At 37.6% G+C, this 16,868-nt stretch carries 15 protein-coding genes and 2 pseudogenes; 6 read left to right on the top strand and 11 right to left on the bottom strand.

The features are described 5' to 3' along the window. Window positions 1–846 precede the first annotated feature (846 nt). Together AOB57_RS00595 and AOB57_RS00590 are read right to left on the bottom strand one after the other, a co-directional pair. Window positions 847–1,212, bottom strand: a complete 366-nt coding sequence (locus tag AOB57_RS00595) for a response regulator (RefSeq protein ID WP_054300132.1) — start codon at window positions 1,210–1,212, stop codon at window positions 847–849. Between the two features lie 134 nt (window positions 1,213–1,346). Then, window positions 1,347–2,345, bottom strand: a complete 999-nt coding sequence (locus tag AOB57_RS00590) for a hypothetical protein (protein WP_054300131.1) — start codon at window positions 2,343–2,345, stop codon at window positions 1,347–1,349. A 1,195-nt stretch (window positions 2,346–3,540) separates the two neighbouring features. On the opposite strand from AOB57_RS00590, the pseudogene AOB57_RS14350 reads away from it, so the two are divergent. Next, a pseudogene (locus tag AOB57_RS14350) lies at window positions 3,541–3,795 on the top strand (class I SAM-dependent methyltransferase); the annotation flags it as partial. 62 nt (window positions 3,796–3,857) lie between these two features. Here the strand turns inward: AOB57_RS14350 and nikR are convergent. Together nikR and AOB57_RS00575 are read right to left on the bottom strand one after the other, a co-directional pair. After that, window positions 3,858–4,277, bottom strand: coding sequence for a nickel-responsive transcriptional regulator NikR (nikR, locus tag AOB57_RS00580; RefSeq protein WP_054300130.1), 420 nt, complete (start codon window positions 4,275–4,277; stop codon window positions 3,858–3,860). Window positions 4,278–5,212: 935 nt separating this feature from the next. After that, window positions 5,213–5,626, bottom strand: a complete 414-nt coding sequence (locus AOB57_RS00575; RefSeq protein WP_054300129.1) for a transcriptional regulator — start codon at window positions 5,624–5,626, stop codon at window positions 5,213–5,215. 352 nt (window positions 5,627–5,978) lie between these two features. Between AOB57_RS00575 and AOB57_RS00570 the strand changes: the two genes are divergently transcribed. The 4 genes from AOB57_RS00570 to metX all read left to right on the top strand — a co-directional run bounded on the left by AOB57_RS00570 (window position 5,979) and on the right by metX (window position 10,578). Beyond that, window positions 5,979–6,278, top strand: coding sequence for an aminotransferase class V-fold PLP-dependent enzyme (locus tag AOB57_RS00570; protein ID WP_449405489.1), 300 nt, complete (start codon window positions 5,979–5,981; stop codon window positions 6,276–6,278). A gap of 133 nt (window positions 6,279–6,411) precedes the next feature. Then, entirely contained in the window at window positions 6,412–7,326 is a 915-nt protein-coding gene (gene nadA / locus AOB57_RS00565) for a quinolinate synthase NadA (protein ID WP_054300127.1), read from the top strand. Between the two features lie 346 nt (window positions 7,327–7,672). After that, window positions 7,673–9,016 (top strand): O-acetylhomoserine aminocarboxypropyltransferase/cysteine synthase family protein, encoded by a 1,344-nt coding sequence (locus AOB57_RS00560; protein ID WP_082384342.1) that lies wholly within the window; start codon window positions 7,673–7,675, stop codon window positions 9,014–9,016. A gap of 2 nt (window positions 9,017–9,018) precedes the next feature. Beyond that, window positions 9,019–10,578 (top strand): homoserine O-acetyltransferase MetX, encoded by a 1,560-nt coding sequence (metX, locus tag AOB57_RS00555; protein ID WP_054300126.1) that lies wholly within the window; start codon window positions 9,019–9,021, stop codon window positions 10,576–10,578. Window positions 10,579–10,660: 82 nt separating this feature from the next. On the opposite strand, the gene AOB57_RS14975 is transcribed toward metX, so the two are convergent. The 3 genes from AOB57_RS14975 to AOB57_RS00545 all read right to left on the bottom strand — a co-directional run bounded on the left by AOB57_RS14975 (window position 10,661) and on the right by AOB57_RS00545 (window position 13,550). Continuing rightward, entirely contained in the window at window positions 10,661–10,876 is a 216-nt protein-coding gene (locus AOB57_RS14975) for a DUF6293 family protein (RefSeq protein ID WP_394339717.1), read from the bottom strand. Between the two features lie 87 nt (window positions 10,877–10,963). Continuing rightward, the gene (locus AOB57_RS00550; protein WP_054300125.1) at window positions 10,964–12,280 is read right to left on the bottom strand and encodes a hypothetical protein; all 1,317 of its coding nucleotides are present in this window, start codon (window positions 12,278–12,280) and stop codon (window positions 10,964–10,966) included. A gap of 838 nt (window positions 12,281–13,118) precedes the next feature. Beyond that, window positions 13,119–13,550 (bottom strand): helix-turn-helix domain-containing protein, encoded by a 432-nt coding sequence (locus AOB57_RS00545; protein WP_054300124.1) that lies wholly within the window; start codon window positions 13,548–13,550, stop codon window positions 13,119–13,121. A gap of 112 nt (window positions 13,551–13,662) precedes the next feature. On the opposite strand from AOB57_RS00545, the pseudogene AOB57_RS00540 reads away from it, so the two are divergent. Next, window positions 13,663–13,840 (top strand): annotated as a pseudogene (locus tag AOB57_RS00540) (IS1 family transposase); the annotation flags it as partial. Window positions 13,841–14,064: 224 nt separating this feature from the next. On the opposite strand, the gene AOB57_RS00535 reads toward AOB57_RS00540, so the two are convergent. From AOB57_RS00535 to AOB57_RS00520, 4 genes are all read right to left on the bottom strand, one after another. Next, complete coding sequence (locus AOB57_RS00535) at window positions 14,065–14,811, bottom strand: arsenite methyltransferase (protein ID WP_054300123.1); 747 nt, start codon at window positions 14,809–14,811, stop codon at window positions 14,065–14,067. 138 nt (window positions 14,812–14,949) lie between these two features. After that, window positions 14,950–16,062, bottom strand: a complete 1,113-nt coding sequence (arsB, locus tag AOB57_RS00530) for an ACR3 family arsenite efflux transporter (protein ID WP_273076640.1) — start codon at window positions 16,060–16,062, stop codon at window positions 14,950–14,952. Then, entirely contained in the window at window positions 16,059–16,397 is a 339-nt protein-coding gene (locus AOB57_RS00525) for an ArsR/SmtB family transcription factor (protein ID WP_054300122.1), read from the bottom strand. Before AOB57_RS00525 ends, arsB begins: the two co-directional genes overlap by 4 nt. 212 nt (window positions 16,398–16,609) lie before the next feature. Then, window positions 16,610–16,747, bottom strand: a complete 138-nt coding sequence (locus tag AOB57_RS00520; RefSeq protein ID WP_167829490.1) for a hypothetical protein — start codon at window positions 16,745–16,747, stop codon at window positions 16,610–16,612. Window positions 16,748–16,868 lie beyond the last annotated feature (121 nt).

Here is a 16,868-nt window from a genome sequence, read left to right as displayed (position 1 = left end):
TATTTCTTCCGTTTTAACTATGAACTCCAGTTAATATGTTTTTCAGAACATTCATTATAAAGTATAAAATCAAATGAAATCTAAATTTACAAAATGTTTTCATGAGAACAAAAGCTTGTTTATTAATCTACTATAGCTGTTTTCACTATTTGTTTCGGTATGAATTCTTGAAAGCTTTCTGATAAATTATTAGATAATTCAGTATTACATATATATATTTTGGTATTACTTTTTATGACAATTTTTAGTAAACCTTTTCATTATCATATCTTCATTTTTTTAGTCGAATACTCACATATTCATGCTGCCATAATCCATACCTATTATGAAAGTTAATGTAAAAAATCGGTGGATCATTTTTCAAGGATCGAAAAGGGATACTAAGTCGACTGTAGCTTAGATCTAAGGGGTTTCAACCAGCCTGTTTTTGCACCCAGGCCCCTGCCTGCTTTGTTACCACAGACAGGGGTAAAAGGAGTTCAGGTGCTTTCAATAATTTAGGAGGAGACTTAGACTTCGTGTCTGTGTGGTAGAGACACATAATCCGTTTGGCAGGGACATTTACTTATACTATCAACTAATATTTAATAATTTTGTTATCTTTTTTGTTATCAATTATTAAATTTCATGATTATGTTCTTACACAACTTAGGACATTAACTACAGAAGAATTTGCTGTCCTGCAGAGACAAAGCATTGAAAGTTAGTTGAGGGATTTAAGAACCTACATAATAATGAAAAAATATGACGTAGAGAAAGATGATCGGCATAAACATCGTAGTAATTTTGTGCTTTAGATTCTGGTTTGTTATTTCATTAATGTAAGTCCTATTTTGAGTTCATAGGCTAATTTGGCTCAGCATTTTTTCGAATCACATCCAGCATTCCATCAGGCTCAAAAGGCTTTACAATAAAACCCATAGCACCTATCTTCATTGATTCGGTTATGAGCGCCTGTTGTCCAAGGGAGGAGCACATTACTATCTTTGCTTCCGGGTCTACAGTAAGAAGCTTTTGCAGTGCCTCTTTTCCATCCATATCTGGCATAATTATATCCATTAACACAATATCGGGCTTTACTTCGAGATACTTCTGAATTGCCTCTTCTCCGTCACCGACCTCAGCGACAACTTCATGTCCGTGCTTCAAGAGGGTGTCTTTGATTACCATTCGCATAAATTCGGCATCGTCTACGATCATAACTCTTGCCATTTATCTACCTTCTTTTTTATTGAGAGAACGTTATTTTTATAATTTTCAATCATAATTTCTCACCTTTCTCTGGTTCTCCTTCTGACATTTCCTCAAGCTCATTATGTTCAAGCTTCTCAAGGACGTTTTTCAATTTATCTTACATCCAGACCCTGACTACTATCTATCCTGTCATATAGTTCTTTCAAATTCTTGCCTAACCTATTAACTTCATTTTTCCAGAGTCTTTTATTCGATTCCGGACAGGGACCTATTTTCAAAGTTGTAATTTTAGCATAGTCCCGGGAAACTTTTCTGTTGCTCCATGAAAGGCCGAAAGCCAGATCAGTTTTTTTAATGCTGTATTTTTCATGAATCAGAAACTCGTAAAGTTCAAAAACCTGATCAATCTTTTTTTCAGAACTTTCAGGAAAGTTCTGGACAAGGTCAACCAAATTCCGGAGACAACACTGGACGCTACGACTTTCGGGGCACAGTTTCTCCGACTTTGCAAACTTAAGCATCTCTGTGAATTCAAGGAAAATATCCGTCTGCGTGAAACTTGAGGGCAGAGTTTTTCCGAGGAAGATAAGGATATGGATGCACTCGTGAAAGAGGATTTTTGCTATCAAGAACTCGATTCTATCCTGGAGGTTCCATAACTTTTCGACAAGTTCCATTTCCCACAACTCATATGGATTTACTAAGACAAGAGATCTGTATATTATTTTCCCATCTTTTTTGGAAACGATCTTCTCCGGCTCGAAGGCTAATCCCTGTATCATCCCGAAAAACTGTACCCGGACCGCCAGATCCCAGCAGTACTCCCATTCTCCGGAACTCATACATTTTACCCGATAATATTTTCCGTCAAAATGGACCTTTTTTATCAGTCTATACAGCTCATCGCTTTTTTCTTTGATGAGAGTTTTTATCACAGATTCCCGGTAAATGTTCAGATCAAGATGGAGAAGCCCTGGAGGATAAAGCAAGCGTTCAGGAGCAGGCGAAGAAACAGGATAAGTAAAAGGAAATGAATACTGGACAACAGGAGGGGCTGGTGGAGATGCAGAGAATAACTTCCCCCCTGACCCATGTACTGGCAAATTGCTCTTTTCCTTTAGTGAAACTTCTTTTGTTCCTATTCCCTTCATTACAAATCTATCCTCATGGTCCTTTTCCTTGCATTATTTTATCATACGAAAATAGAATTTCGTAATAATTAATAATACAATATTTTTAAATATAAATACTTTATCATACTAAATTAGATATTAGTAATAATCTATAGATATTATTAATAATCTACATATACAGAAATTGGGATCCTCAGGAAAAAATAGATAAGCGCAAAGATTTAAGTGACAGTTATATCCTGACCTATTTCTCAACCCGAACCTCAGGAAATTCCCTTAATTCTCTTCACCCATTTTTTGAGTAAAAATTTGAATTTTTTTGTAGAATATGCGCCGAGATTTGTTCCTCTTATTGCTCAAATTACCTAAGTTCTTTAGAACTTTTTCAGCTCCCATAGCAGGAATTTAGAATTTCAAATTCTCAAAACCAATTTTCTGCAGATCTATAAGATATTTATAATTTCTTAATGCTAATTTTTGCCTGATCAACCTTATAATGTTATATTTTAGTGTTATTTACATAAACAAATTTAACAGCTTGTATGCAAATTAGTAACTAATAAGAAATAATTTATTCTAAGAACGTTATAAAGAGTAAGAGTCAGAAATTGAAAAAACTCTGACTGGCAAGGAAAGGAGTAAATATGTCTGAGGAAATTACGAGAACAAAAACTATTAAATTAAAAAATACACGCATAAGAAACCTGAAAATAAAAGGTCTGACATCCAAACCTCTTGTATTAAAGAAACTGACACTAAAAGATGTCAAATTTAGTAGAATCAAATCCTAACATGCATGAAAATCGACTTCAAATTTACCCCAAATCTGCAATCCTGACTAACTCCAAGCTGCATCAAAAAAATTCTCCATTGAATTTTATTCAGCACGTGAAAATTATCCTGATAACTCTGAAATTTTCCCCATAAAGAGAAAACTTGAGAAGACAAAGGGAAAACATGAAAAAGAACAGCAGATAAGAACTTTTTTAGGACATTTTGGAGGGATTTGTATAGATTGTAAGAAAGTGATTACCAATATACTGGAATATTAGGTCTTCCACATACACAAACTGAATAAATGGTTTTGATGAAGAAGAACGCATGGTCTGGAAACAAATATTTGAAAACTCCCTACCTTCCCAAGAGTGTTTGAAAATACTGGATGTGGGTACAGGCACCGGTTTTCTAGCCCTCCTTTTTGCCGAGATGGGGCATGAGGTATAGAGTAGATCTTTCTACAGGCATGCTTGAGAAAGCGAAGCAGAATGCAGATAATAAGGAACTTGAGATTGATTTCTTCCATGGGGATGCGGAAAACCTGCCTTTTGAGGATAATTCTTTCGATCTGGTCACGAACAAATTCCTTCTATGGACTCTTCAGCAGCCCTCCTGTGCTGTTAGGGAATGGAAAAGGGTGCTTAAACCAGGAGGTAAGATTTTTGCTATAGATGGAGATTGGTTTAATCCAAGACCAAGCAGGCGCGTTAAAAGAACACTTTCTGAGTGGATAGAGAAATTCGTGAAAAAGAATCAGATCTTTTCTTTCAATGCTAAAGTAGTGAGTTTTGAGATTTTTATCCCTTTCAGTGTCATCATAGCTTCAGCAAGTTTTTTTATTTCTTCACCGCTCCCATCCAGAAGGACAACTTCAAAACAGTCGTCTTGACCGAAGTAAATATGCACTGAAGATCTTATCAGGTGAGAGTAATGATGTTGGACATCCAGGGCATCTGAAATATCTCTTTTTGTATTCTCGTAAATAATCGCAATAGTTCCAATAAAATGACCTTTAATGTTACCCATCCACTCGTAGTATGAAATATAACTTCTGATCGCATTCCTTATGCCTTCAGAGCGGGAAGAATAACCTCTTTTCTCAATAAACTCGTCAAACTCGTCTAGAAGAGCATCAGGAAGAGAAATTCCTACATTTAAAAGCCCTTTTCCCATCATATCAAACCCAGATAATCTTGATTTACCAGTCAATCGCATTAATACGTTGTTTAAAACTATATAAAATAGGGGTAAATTAAGGTTATTGGTACTGATTACTCTAAATATGGATTCTATAATTTTTTCCTTAAAAGAAGCATTTCTTTTTAAATCGTATTACGAAAATTAATTATAATAACATGAGATTGTATAAATTTAAAGAAAAATGTTAAATATGAGTTTAGCATAATATGAGTTTAGCATATATATATGTTCTTCCGAAGTCATAAAAAAGACGCCTCCTAAATCTGTTAATCGGACTTGCAACTCTGGAGCTCTTCGCCTGTGTGCAGGCAGGTGGGGAGTTTCGTGTGCAAGAACTTAACCGGGAAAAATTCTGGCTCTCATTCTAAAATCTTTTCTAAAAAAGTATCTGGAAACGGTTAGTTTTTTGGATTCTCTCAAACTACTGTGAACTTTTTAAAGAACTCACCTACCGATTTTTCAGTTCAGTTGTATAAACCCTATAAATGGTTAAATGAAATCGGAATATTCGGAAAACTCATTGAGCATAGACATTCGCAATATGCTTTTACTTTCTATGTTGCATTTCCGAGTTCTCAAGTCCACAGTGGCAGCATTCCCCCGAGGCTGTGAAAGTGGCTATATGGATAGTGGTGTCGGAAAGGTAGGAAAAATTTATGCCTTTATCTCTTTAACTATACGCATATTTTTAAGCTTATTTTTTATTAATTACATCGAGAGTGTGGAGGGTCACGAATATCCCATCCTTCAGGTCGGGATTAAGTGAATCCTATCTCTTTTTTGTTCCTAAATATTAGATGGTAAAACATTCAAATTTAGTTTTTAATTAATTCTAAGACTTACGCATTCAAACTGAAAAATCCATGCAAGGATGGAGGAAACAATGAAGAGACCGACAAAAACCGGCTTCATGCCTCGGAATTTTCTTTAGAATCTTCTTTATCTTCTGTTTGGTTTCCTGCTTTATCGTCTGCTTTATCTTCCGTTTTATTATCTGTCTGCTCTTCGGCGCAGCCGGTATTGCACTTTTTTTCGATCCCCCGGGCACTTACGCAGATCTCACAGATTCTTGCTACAAAATCAGGAACCTTATTGTCGATCAAATCCTGAGCAAGCTTTTCAATTAATTCCTTCGTCTCGCCCTGAAATTCGATCCTGTATCCTCTTTTTCCTGAGATGTACTGGGAAACTGCCGATGGGGCAATCCCAAGCAGTTTTGCCGTTGCTGCCTGTGATTGTCCTTTTTTTACAAGTTCGATTGCAAGACTGGCCCTTATTGCGGGGACCAGATCCCACACAATCTTCTGACACGGAGTTTCCATAGTTATCATCCTTTTTTAGGGTTTACAATTGAGAAGATATAGCTTAAGTACATATATTTATTATCAGTATAAAAAAATAATAATAGGACTGCCCGGATAGCAACATAAGAAGCAAAAATCCAGGCAGATGGTTCTGTTTTCAAGAGTATCCAGATTGTTTTCGGAAAATGTTCTAAAACTTATTAAAATGCCTTCTTTTCTACATATATGATAAAACTTAAATAGTCACAATTGTTATGACAATTCACAATTGTGAAGGTGAAAGTGTGACCACTGAAAATAAGGCAGTTTACATGGACAACTCGGCTACAACTCCTGTAAAAAAGAAGTTGTCGAAGAGATGCTTCCCTATTTGACAGAAAATTTTGGAAATCCTTCTTCCATTTATGAGATCGGAAAAACCTCAAAGCATGCAATAGACAGGGCAAGAAAAAAGGTTGCTGATGCGCTCGGGGCTGAAGAAAACGAGATTTATTTCACATCCGGAGGCACTGAGTCCGATAACTGGGCAATTAAGGGAATAGCCTTTGCAAACCGGAACAAAGGAAAACACATTATCACCTCTTCTATTGAACACCATGCAGTGCTGCATACCTGCGCCTGGCTGGAAGGCCATTTATCCAAACTTCCTCATACCTTTATTTATCAGTAATCCTTTACATACTCCTTGATTTATTATTAGTCATTTATTCACATCCTTAAAAGTCAAAAACCAAAAAAAGCTTTTTAGCAGGTCTGTTCCTTGAGTACAGGAATATGCTTGCAGTATAGGGAATAAGATTGTTATGGAAAACGAGTTACTTATAGAAGAAATAAAAAAACTTAAAGCCGAAAGGAATGCAGTCATTCTTTCTCACTTTTACACCAGGCGTGAAGTTCAGGAAGTTGCGGACTTTGTCGGGGATTCTCTTTCCCTTTGTAAAGCCGCAGTTGATTCAAAAGCCGACATTATAGTTTTTGCAGGCGTTTACTTCATGGCAGAGTCGGCACTGATAATTTCTCCTGAAAAAACGGTGCTTTTACCCGTACCTGATGCAGGCTGCCCTATGGCGGATATGATAACTGCGGAGGCTCTGCGGGATGCAAAAGAGAAACATCCCGAAGCTGAAATCGTGTGCTATGTGAATAGTTCTGCGGCAGTAAAAGCCGAATCTGATATTTGCTGCACTTCAGCAAATGCTATAAAAGTGGTAAATTCAATTGAAGGCCAGGAGGTTCTTTTTGTCCCTGATAAAAACCTTGGAGCTTTCGTAGCCCTTCATACCGACAAGAAAATACATCTCTGGCCTGGATTTTGCCATGTTCACGAGAACATCAGGGGTAAGGACATAGAAGAATTGAAAAAACTGCATCCAGATGCTGAATTTTTGGCACACCCCGAGTGCAGGCCTGAAGTCCTGAGCTATGCAAACGGGGTTCTCAGTACCTCAGGAATTATAAGAGAGGTGGAAAGGTCAGGTTCCACGGAATTCATAATAGGAACCGAAAAGGAAATTGTTCGAAGCCTGAAAAGGAAATACCCGGATAAGAAATTCTATCCTGCATCCGAGAAAGCTTGTTGCTACAATATGAAGAAAATCACCCTCGAAGCTGTCCTGAATAGTCTGCAAAACATGGAATATGAAATTAGCGTTCCGGAACACATAAGGGTGAAAGCAAGAAAAGCCCTGAACAGGATGCTTGAGATCAGCGGGAATTAAAACACAGGTAAGGGCTTACTGGCTCTCTTTCCTGACTCCATCGGCGCTCTTTTCGCGAAAAAGTTATTCAACAAAATATTTTCCTCCATTCTCTATTTGTGGTTTCTTTTTTACAGATAGTTTTTTATACTAGCATCACAATTGTGAAGATGCAATCACAATTGTGAACATATGCAATAACCATAAGCGTCAGGATGGCAGAGTGGTTATGCTTCCGGCTGCAACCCGGAATTATGTGAGTTCGATTCTCACTTCTGACTTTTCAAAAGGCTGAAACAAAATCAAATCCAGAAACTCTGAGAGTAGTCTGGCGGGATAAAGAAATATATTCTTGAGGTAAGATGAAATGAAGGATGAGATCATAGATTGGAACGAAAAAGAGAGCAGGGGAAATAAGGAAAGTCGGACAAAAGCCAGATCAGAAAATCTGGGAATTTCTACACTTGCTGTGCATGCAGGTGCAAAACCTGACCCTGCTACAGGAGCAAGATCAGTTCCGATTTACCAGACTGCAGCATACGTATTCGAGGACACCGAGCATGCAGCCGACCTTTTCGGGCTCAGGGCAGAAGGAAATATTTATACCCGCCTTATGAATCCTACAACCGACGTTTTTGAGAAAAGGATCGCTGCCCTTGAAGGAGGCATAGGGGCACTTGCGACCTCTTCAGGGATGGCTGCAATTACAACAGCCCTTCTCACTTTTACAAAACCCGGGGACGAGATTGTATCAGGAGGTAAGCTTTACGGGGGCACCTACGAGCTTTTCAACTATACTTTCCCAAAGCTCGGTAGAACCGTGAAATTCGTAGACTCAAATAAGCCAGAAGACTTCAAAGCCGCAATCTCCGAAAAAACAAAAGCCCTTTATGTGGAATCAATAGGAAACCCGGGGCTCGATATTCCTGATTTTGAAAACCTCGCAGAGATCGCTCATGCCGCAGGAATTCCGTTTGTTGTGGACAATACGGTTTCTCCCCTGATTTTGAGACCAATTGAGCACGGAGCCGATATAGTAGTACTTTCGGCTACAAAATTCGTAGGCGGTCATGGGACGTCGCTAGGAGGAGTAATTGTTGATTCAGGAAATTTTGACTGGAGCCCTGAAAAGTTCCCTGAAATCTGCGAGCCCGATCCCGGATATCACGGCTTGAGATATAAGGAAGCCTTTGGAAAGGCAGCCTTTATTGCAAAAGCCAGGGTGCAGTTAATGAGGGACATAGGGGCATGCATTTCTCCTTTTAACTCATTCCTGCTAAGCCTGGGGCTTGAGACTCTACCTCTCAGGATGAAAAAACACTGTGATAACGCCCTTGAGGTTGCAAAATACCTGGAAAATCACCCTAAGGTTTCCTGGGTTTCATATCCCGGGCTTGAATCCCACAGCAGCCATGAGCTTGCAAAGAAATACCTTAAATCAGGCTATGGAGCACTGATAGGGTTTGGGGTTAAAGGTGGAATCAGTGCATGCAAAAAGTTTATTGAAAGGCTTGAGATCTTCTCCCACCTTGCAAATATCGGGGATGCAAAGAGCCTTGTAATCCATCCGGCTTCAACCACCCATGAACAACTGTCTAAGGAAGAACAGCTTGCCTGCGGCGTAACAGAGGACTTTATCAGGCTTTCTATAGGTATTGAGGATGAAAAGGACTTGATTTTTGATATCGAGCAGGCACTCTCCGAGGTTTGATCATGGAGTTCTCAGCTCAGAATTCTTCTTTTAAAAGCCATTTTTCGGGAAAAAAAGGTCAGAACCTGGGAATAGTCCGCTCAATGAACTATGAAACTCCAGGGATTTTCAGGCTTGAGAGTGGAAAAACCCTCTCCCGCATCAGGATAGAGTATGAGATGTACGGGAAGATGAATGCGGATAAGAGCAACGTTATCCTGATATGTCATGCTCTTACCGGGGATGCCCATGCTGCCGGATTTCATGCAGGCGACAAAAAGCCTGGCTGGTGGAATATTGTAATCGGCCCGAATAAAGCTTTTGATACTGAAAAATATTGTATCATCTGTTCAAATGTAATCGGGGGATGCAAAGGTTCTACAGGCCCTTCTTCCATTAACCCTGAGACTGGGAAACCCTACGGCGTCTCATTTCCCATAATCACTATAGCAGACATGGTAAATGCCCAGAAGAAACTTATCGAGCATCTTGGAGTAAAACAGCTTTTTGCAGTTGCAGGCGGCTCAATGGGCGGTATGCAGGTGCTTCAATGGACTGTCAGCTATCCTGAAATGGTAAAGAAGGCAATAGCAATCGCAACAACCGCATCCACGACTCCACAGCAGATTGCGTTTGGGGCAATAGGTCGGAAAGCCATAACTGATGACCCAAAATGGAATGGGGGGAATTACTACGGAAAGGAAATTCCTGCACAGGGTCTTGCACTTGCCCGTATGATAGGCCACATCACATACTTAAGCGATGCTTCAATGCAAAAGAAGTTCGGAAGGGCTCAATTGGCTGAAACAGGTCAGGATTTATCAAAAATTTCTTCCGAAACTTCTTCTGAAACTTTCCCTGATAGCTTTTCGAATTTCCAGGTCGAGAGCTACCTGAATTATCAGGGCGATACCTTTACTAAGCGTTTTGATGCCAATTCCTATCTTTATATTACAAAAGCCGTGGACTTCTTTGACCTCTCAAATAACGGGTCCCTTATAGAGGGTTTTTCCGGAGTCAAAGCGAAATATCTCGTAATTGCCATAACCTCAGACTGGCTTTATCCCCCTTACCAGTCTCAGGAAATTGTTTCTGCTCTTACTGCAAACGGGGTTGATGCCAGATACGAGGAGATCAGGTCCCAGTACGGGCATGATGCTTTTCTGCTTGAGGAGGGGCAGCTCAACTACCTTATAAGGAGCTTTCTCTCACAGGTTCTTGTAAGTGATATTATGAGCCCGAATTTCTATTCCATTTCCAGAGATGAGACTCTGGAAAATGCCTCAATGCTCATGGTAAAAAAGAAAGTAAACCATCTGCCTGTCGTATCCGAGGACGGAAAGCTTGAAGGCATAGTAACCTCCTGGGATATCACAAAAGCTGTCGCCTGTAAGATCACGGAACTGGATGAAATAATCACTCGCGATGTAAAATGTGTGTACGCGGGCGAAAAAATCGAGGTCGCCTCTTCAATAATGGAAGATTACTCGATTTCCGCGCTTCCGGTCATTGATTCAGAAAACCGGGTCATAGGCATGGTTACAAGTGAAAGCATAAGCGCCCTTATCGGAAGGTTCAGTTAAACAGGAATAAAGATCTTAACTCACACAATGATTTTAAAGAACCCTATAAAATATAATCGTTCATTCGTATTTAGGCTCAAGGTTAACCCAAGAATACCAGGATGTTTTTTCCTTCAGGGGTAATCCGGATCTCCTTCCGTCTGCCATCCCCCACAACTTCGATAAAGTTCCAGTTGGTGAGGGGCTGAATATATTTCCTATCCAAAGCTCTATATTTAGCAGATTTCTCATCCTGTTTTGAGCGACCTTGCTTTGCGTGAATCTCTAAAGAGTGTAATTTGTCATCAAGTTCTTCTATTTAATTTATGACTATGTAAATTATTACAGGGACAAAGGTGAATTGCGGATAAAAGCTGAAGGGTAAATCCCTGAAACAGTTACACTTTTACTGTTTTAAATTTACAAGCCCAATTTCGTACACATTAGGCATAAACACAACCCCTGCCCGAATTAAATTTTGAAGAGCATCTTCAAAATTCCATTCAAATACTTTACTATCTCTCTTAACATCTACTACCTTCATGGACATGCCAGTATCATATCTATTCTTCAATTCAAGGTATAATGTTCTTGCATCTTGTGATAATTTATACATTTGATCATTACTTAAAGGACTCGTGATATGCTGCCTTGCTTGATAATACATATTAGCCCAAGCATTTGCACTTTCTATAATATCCTCTTTTGAGGCTTCTGGCTTTAAATTAGTTCTTGCAAGAGAAATAGGAAGTTTTGAAGCTATAGAACCTATATCTTGATTATAATAAGCACAATCTCCTGTCATAATATCATTAATTAGTTCATACATAAATTCTTCAATAAATTTTGATAATTTTGGAGAAACTATAGGATCAATGTGTATCATATCAATCATGAACGCCTGTACATAGGGCCTATATGCCTTATTTTTCTCATTAAAAAAAGCTACCTTTTCAAATTCGCTAGGCAACACCATGGGGAGTAATATAGGAACTTCTTGCCTGTTATTATACGCCCTATTTACTTCAATACATTTTGTAATGTCTGGGTTTTCATTCTTCTTTAAAGGTTTATAAAAATAGGGGAAATTGGATTTTCGGAACTCTGGACGTATAAAATTAGTAGATCTAGTAAACGATGCCCATTGACGAGTTTTGCCGAAAATAGAAGTATCTACTCCACCTTTTTGAGCAACAAATGCAGGAGAAGATGCACAATACATACTCATACAAGCTTCAATCATAGCTAGATCATCTTCAGGAGCAATAAAGCAGCCTGTCATATAATCCGAGAATCTGGCTCTCAAGTCCTGAAACCTTCCATCTTTAAGTAAAGCAGAAGTGATATCCAGAGGTTCCCAACCGGAAACATACTTGTAATAAGTTTTTGTAGGATTTTTGTAACCCAGATTGTTATGCTCGTCTCCTACATAAAAATAATTCCAGTTGCCAATCGGCTCAACATCATCGACTTCCTCAGTTTCTGCAACGGTCACTTTAATAAAAGAATGTGCTGGTGGAATAGGCACTTTAGGTTTAAGGACAAAAACCTCAGGTTTCTGTGTCCTTAATAATTTGGATGGATCAAGATAAAAACAAAGACCATTGGTTCTAGCTACAGGCCGAACAAAACCCTGGTCACCTTTTTCAAAATTTATATATTCAATTTGTGACCACTCAAAATCATTGCTTCTAGATAAAAGGGATTTACTGTATTCAGCCAATGCAAAAGCTCTCCTTTATATTTTAAAGCTTTAAAAATTTGAAATGTTTTTTCTCTCAGCTTTTCAAATTTTTAATTTCCTTTAATCAAACTTCATAAGAGTCGGATGAATTCTATAATTGTCTTTTATGGAAACTTTGTATATACAGTAATTTCAATGCAGAATTCGACAACTCTGTGTAGGCACTAACAGTTCAAGTTTTTTGTCGAGTCTTGTGATTTTAAAGTTTTCTATTTTTGTCTTTAAAACATAAAAAATTGCAATTAACTTGAAACTCGTTGGAGACTGAAGCCACGAAGTCAGGACCTATAAGCTATTCGGCAAACTAGTAATTTCCTCTTGTTCTACTGAGAATGATAAACCTTTCATACCTAGCGAACAGCGGCAGCAATGTTTATATAATTAACACAGAAACTATAGCTATTATAACATAGCTATCCACTGTACATGTAGATACTTTATCAATAAATTTTCAATAGTGAGGCTTCATAAGATAGAGTTGAGTTATAATATGCTAAATATGTCTAAAATCAAGGTTTTTAAATGTGATTGAACTACCTTATGCACACTACCTTATAATGATACTTTTGAACCTATTAATTGTCCTTATAATAGGATTGTAAGAGACAATTGGTCTGTGGTGGAAGTCAATTGTGATATAATTAAACAGTTCTGTGCTGTGGAGCATATTTGGTTTTGCTAGGGCTTCTTCAAGAGTAGCTCTCTCTGTAATACGATCAGGGAGGAAAGACTTTCACAACGTATATACCCTTCGGATCTTGCTCTATAAGCCATGTATTCCAGATACTAACATGTCATTTAAATCTTACAGTAGAGATTAATCACAGCCTGCCTGCTTCTTCTCATGCATAAACAATAGCATGAGATTCTTTTGATCTGGATCTGTAAAATTTTCTCGTACATAGTCATAAGCACTATCAAAAGTATAAAGGCGACAGGGCAGGTAAAAAGGTTGAACATATCCAGTTCTGGGAACTTCATATATCAACTCAGCTATTGAAGTAGCAGGATCATAAGACTCAATAAGTTCTGTATCTGGAATATAAAAGACAATACCTCTATTTATCAGATTTCTCAAAGCTATTTTTACTTCATAAGAAAATCCACATGCTATAAACATGTTTGTTGGAACTGATATATCGTATTCGCCTTCGCCAAACTCTTCAGCAATTTCTCTTGTTCTGACATTACCACGTTGTTCAATAAAGTCAAAAATATTCTCTTCGAGTTCTGTTAATAATCTGGACATAAAATGAAAATATTCTTTAAAGTTTATAATCTTTATGATATATTTGCTATAGTTATACTTATAATTATAGTTATAATTATCGTATTGTTATGAATAAGTTTGTATCCCCATATCTCAATCCAAAGCAAAAACGTATACAACTGAAGGATATAATAGCATATTGAGGCACTTTCTGGCAAGGTTGGACGAAAGACAAAGTGTTATACTAAGAGTCTTGAGATGAGATGCTAAAGTATTCGGTTCTTCTCTTAATGGAATATAGAAATAAAGAGTTATCTATATTTAGTTAACAATACCAAATAATTTTTGTATTTAACCTATTATTTTAATTATATTTAGGACAGATTTCCTTGAGGGATGAATTGCTTTCTGTGTGTGTTTGCACAACACCTTCAGCGCATAAACTTTATTCTCCTGTAAAACTCGCTTCAAGTCTTTCTCCAGACTTATCATATAAGCCTGGATCAGTACTTAAGATCTAATAAAGATTATTGAAGCAAAACAAAGTTTAACCTTATTTACAGGCTTTAAATTGCAAACTTTCTACAGGTAGCCCATTATATTTTCTTTTACTTATATCCAGATCTTCATTCAGGATTTCAACGGAAAATCCAACCTTTTTCAAAAGGGCTAGATACTCTTCTTTAAGCAAAGCACCTGCGACACAGCCTGCAAGTAAGTCTTTATCCTTTCTCAATTCCTCTGGAAGCTCAGCCAGCAGGACCGTATCCGAAATATACATTGCACCTCCTGGCTTCAAAACCCTGAAGGCTTCCCTAAAAACTTTTTCTTTGTCTGGAGCCAGGTTAATTACACAATTGCTAATAATAACATCTACTGACTCACTCCCAACAGGCAGGTCTTCAATATCTCCAAGCCGAAACTCGACATTTGAATAACCATATTTCAGGGCATTTGCCTGCGCCTTTTCAATCATGGCCTGAGTCATATCAACTCCGATTACTTTTCCTGAGCTTCCTATTTTTTGTGCAGCAAGGAAGCAATCAAATCCTGCACCTGAGCCAAGGTCAAGAACAATATCTCCTGCTTTAAGTTCTGAAAAAGCTACGGGGTTGCCACAACCAAGGCCAAGATTTGCGTCCGGGACAGCTTTAAGGTCATCTTCAGAATAACCAATAGATTTTGAGAGATCTATAACATTTGAATCCTCGCAGCATCTGCTAGAACAACAGGATCCGCCTACCATTGCAATTTTCCCATATTTTTCTTTAATTACCTGTTTTTTTTCATTTGCATCCATAATTTATCAACGCCTGAGAATTGAATATGCACCTATTGATTAGATTTGCAGTTCTTTTTAGATTGTTTATCCAGAAAATCACTCTCATTCTAACTCCCATAATCAGGAGATTTGTCTCCATAGGTGGATGATGTGAGGTTACTCTCCACACATTTTGAAGGAAACACAATATTTCTTTTTCCAGTAAAGTGCAACATTAACAAGCCCTATCATAACCGGCACTTCAATTAAAGGACCTACTACTGCTGCAAATGCCTGCCCGGAGTCAATGCCGAAAACTGCTATCGCCACTGCAATCGCCAGTTCGAAATTATTACTTGCTGCACTAAAAGAAAGGGATGTTGTCTGTCCATAATTTACCCCTATTCTCATAGCGATAAAAAAGGAGACAGTGAACATAATTATGAAATACATTAAGAGGGGAATAGCAATTCTTACTACGTCTAAAGGCAGGGTAACAATGTATTCTCCTTTTAACGAGAACATAACAACAATTGTAAATAAAAGAGCGTAAAGAGAAATAGGGCCTATTTTTGGAATGAATTTTTTGTCGTACCATTCTGCTCCTTTTGAGGGGCGTAAGAAATAACGAGTTAAAAAGCCAGCTGCAAATGGAATTCCAAGATAGATAGCAACACTCTGAGCAACCTCTACTATTGATACATCTATTTCCATTCCACTTAATCCTATCCATTCAGGGAGCACAGTTATAAAAAAGTAAGCGTAAATTGAGAAAAAGACTAACTGAAAGATTGAATTGAAAGCAACAAGAGCAGCAGCATATTCGTTATCCCCATCTGCCAGAGTATTCCAAACAATTACCATAGCTATGCATCTGGCCAGACCAATTAGAATAACACCTACCATGTATTCAGGATAATCTCTCAAAAATACAATTGCAAGTATAAACATTAAAATAGGACCAATAATCCAATTTTGCAATAAGGACAGGCTTAATACTTTGTGATTCCTAAATACCTTACCTAATTCTTCATATTTTACCCGTGCTAAAGGAGAATACATCATTACTATTAAACCAATAGCTATGGGAATCGAAGTCGTTCCTATGGATAAACTCCTCAAGAAAACTGCAAAACCAGGATAGACAAAACCAAGCCCTACACCAATAAACATTGCTAGAAAAATCCATAAAGTCAAATAACGATTTAAGAATGATAATCTCGATGAAACTGTGTTTTCCAAAACGATTACTCCGGTCACTTTTTTAGCAAACTGGTCTTTTTTATTCAATCGCAGCATCTGCAACTTTTCCTGAACTTTTCTAATAACTTTAAATCTTCTTTACAGATGTCGATTTTCTCTAACTCTTCATTGATAATGTTTAAAAGAAAGGGAAATTTTTGGAAGGTAGGCTCGTTAAGCCGATAATAAACCCACTGAGACTTTTTCTCAGAAGTAATGAGCCCTGCAACTTTCAGTTTATTTAAATGCCTGGATACGTTAGATTGTTTAGCACCTAAAACTGCTTCAATTTCACAGACACATAATTCCCCATTTCTAAGGAGATTTATCATTCTTATTCTATTTTCATCAGCAAGTGCCTTAAGTATATGAACGATGTCCACTAATACCACATCATATATGAGTATATTTGAATATACTCATATATCATTTAAATATTACTATCAAAAGATTGAAGGCGAAAATTTCATAAAAGCACGCTTTAGTGTTTATTTTAGATATTATACGCGATTGTGTCATAATGGAAAATTAAAGAAGAAAACATTCTGCTTTAAAAAAGAAAAATAAGCCTGAAAAGCTCTTTCCAATCAGATAGTCAAATGCATGCGCTGAAATTCAGGCTGTCGGGATCAAGATCCTTTTGGGCTTTAACGGCACATTCGGTGCAGAGTCTTTGCCCTTTGACTGTTAATAAATTATCAACTTCTTTTCTGCAGCTTTCACATTTTCCCATGTATCTCACCCTCAAGTAGCAATATAAGTTCACACAAATAGATGTTTTGAAGGTATAACTTAATTCTTATAAAAAATAATTTTTGCTGTTGGAAGAAATAGTAAAAGTAGCATTCCAGCAA

Origin of the sequence: Methanosarcina flavescens (assembly GCF_001304615.2) — an archaeon.
In the GTDB taxonomy this organism is placed as follows: Archaea; Halobacteriota; Methanosarcinia; order Methanosarcinales; family Methanosarcinaceae; genus Methanosarcina; species Methanosarcina flavescens.
This window is presented reverse-complemented; position numbering and strand designations above follow the sequence as displayed.

Coding starts and splice junctions, on each gene's coding strand:
- AOB57_RS00595 (WP_054300132.1), bottom strand. CDS start 1,212: ATGGCAAGAGTTATGATCGTAGACGATGCCGAATTTATGCGAATGGTA.
- AOB57_RS00590 (WP_054300131.1), bottom strand. CDS start 2,345: ATGAAGGGAATAGGAACAAAAGAAGTTTCACTAAAGGAAAAGAGCAAT.
- nikR (WP_054300130.1), bottom strand. CDS start 4,277: ATGGGAAAAGGGCTTTTAAATGTAGGAATTTCTCTTCCTGATGCTCTT.
- AOB57_RS00575 (WP_054300129.1), bottom strand. CDS start 5,626: ATGGAAACTCCGTGTCAGAAGATTGTGTGGGATCTGGTCCCCGCAATA.
- nadA (WP_054300127.1), top strand. CDS start 6,412: ATGGAAAACGAGTTACTTATAGAAGAAATAAAAAAACTTAAAGCCGAA.
- AOB57_RS00560 (WP_082384342.1), top strand. CDS start 7,673: ATGAAGGATGAGATCATAGATTGGAACGAAAAAGAGAGCAGGGGAAAT.
- metX (WP_054300126.1), top strand. CDS start 9,019: ATGGAGTTCTCAGCTCAGAATTCTTCTTTTAAAAGCCATTTTTCGGGA.
- AOB57_RS00545 (WP_054300124.1), bottom strand. CDS start 13,550: ATGTCCAGATTATTAACAGAACTCGAAGAGAATATTTTTGACTTTATT.
- AOB57_RS00535 (WP_054300123.1), bottom strand. CDS start 14,811: ATGGATGCAAATGAAAAAAAACAGGTAATTAAAGAAAAATATGGGAAA.
- AOB57_RS00520 (WP_167829490.1), bottom strand. CDS start 16,747: ATGGGAAAATGTGAAAGCTGCAGAAAAGAAGTTGATAATTTATTAACA.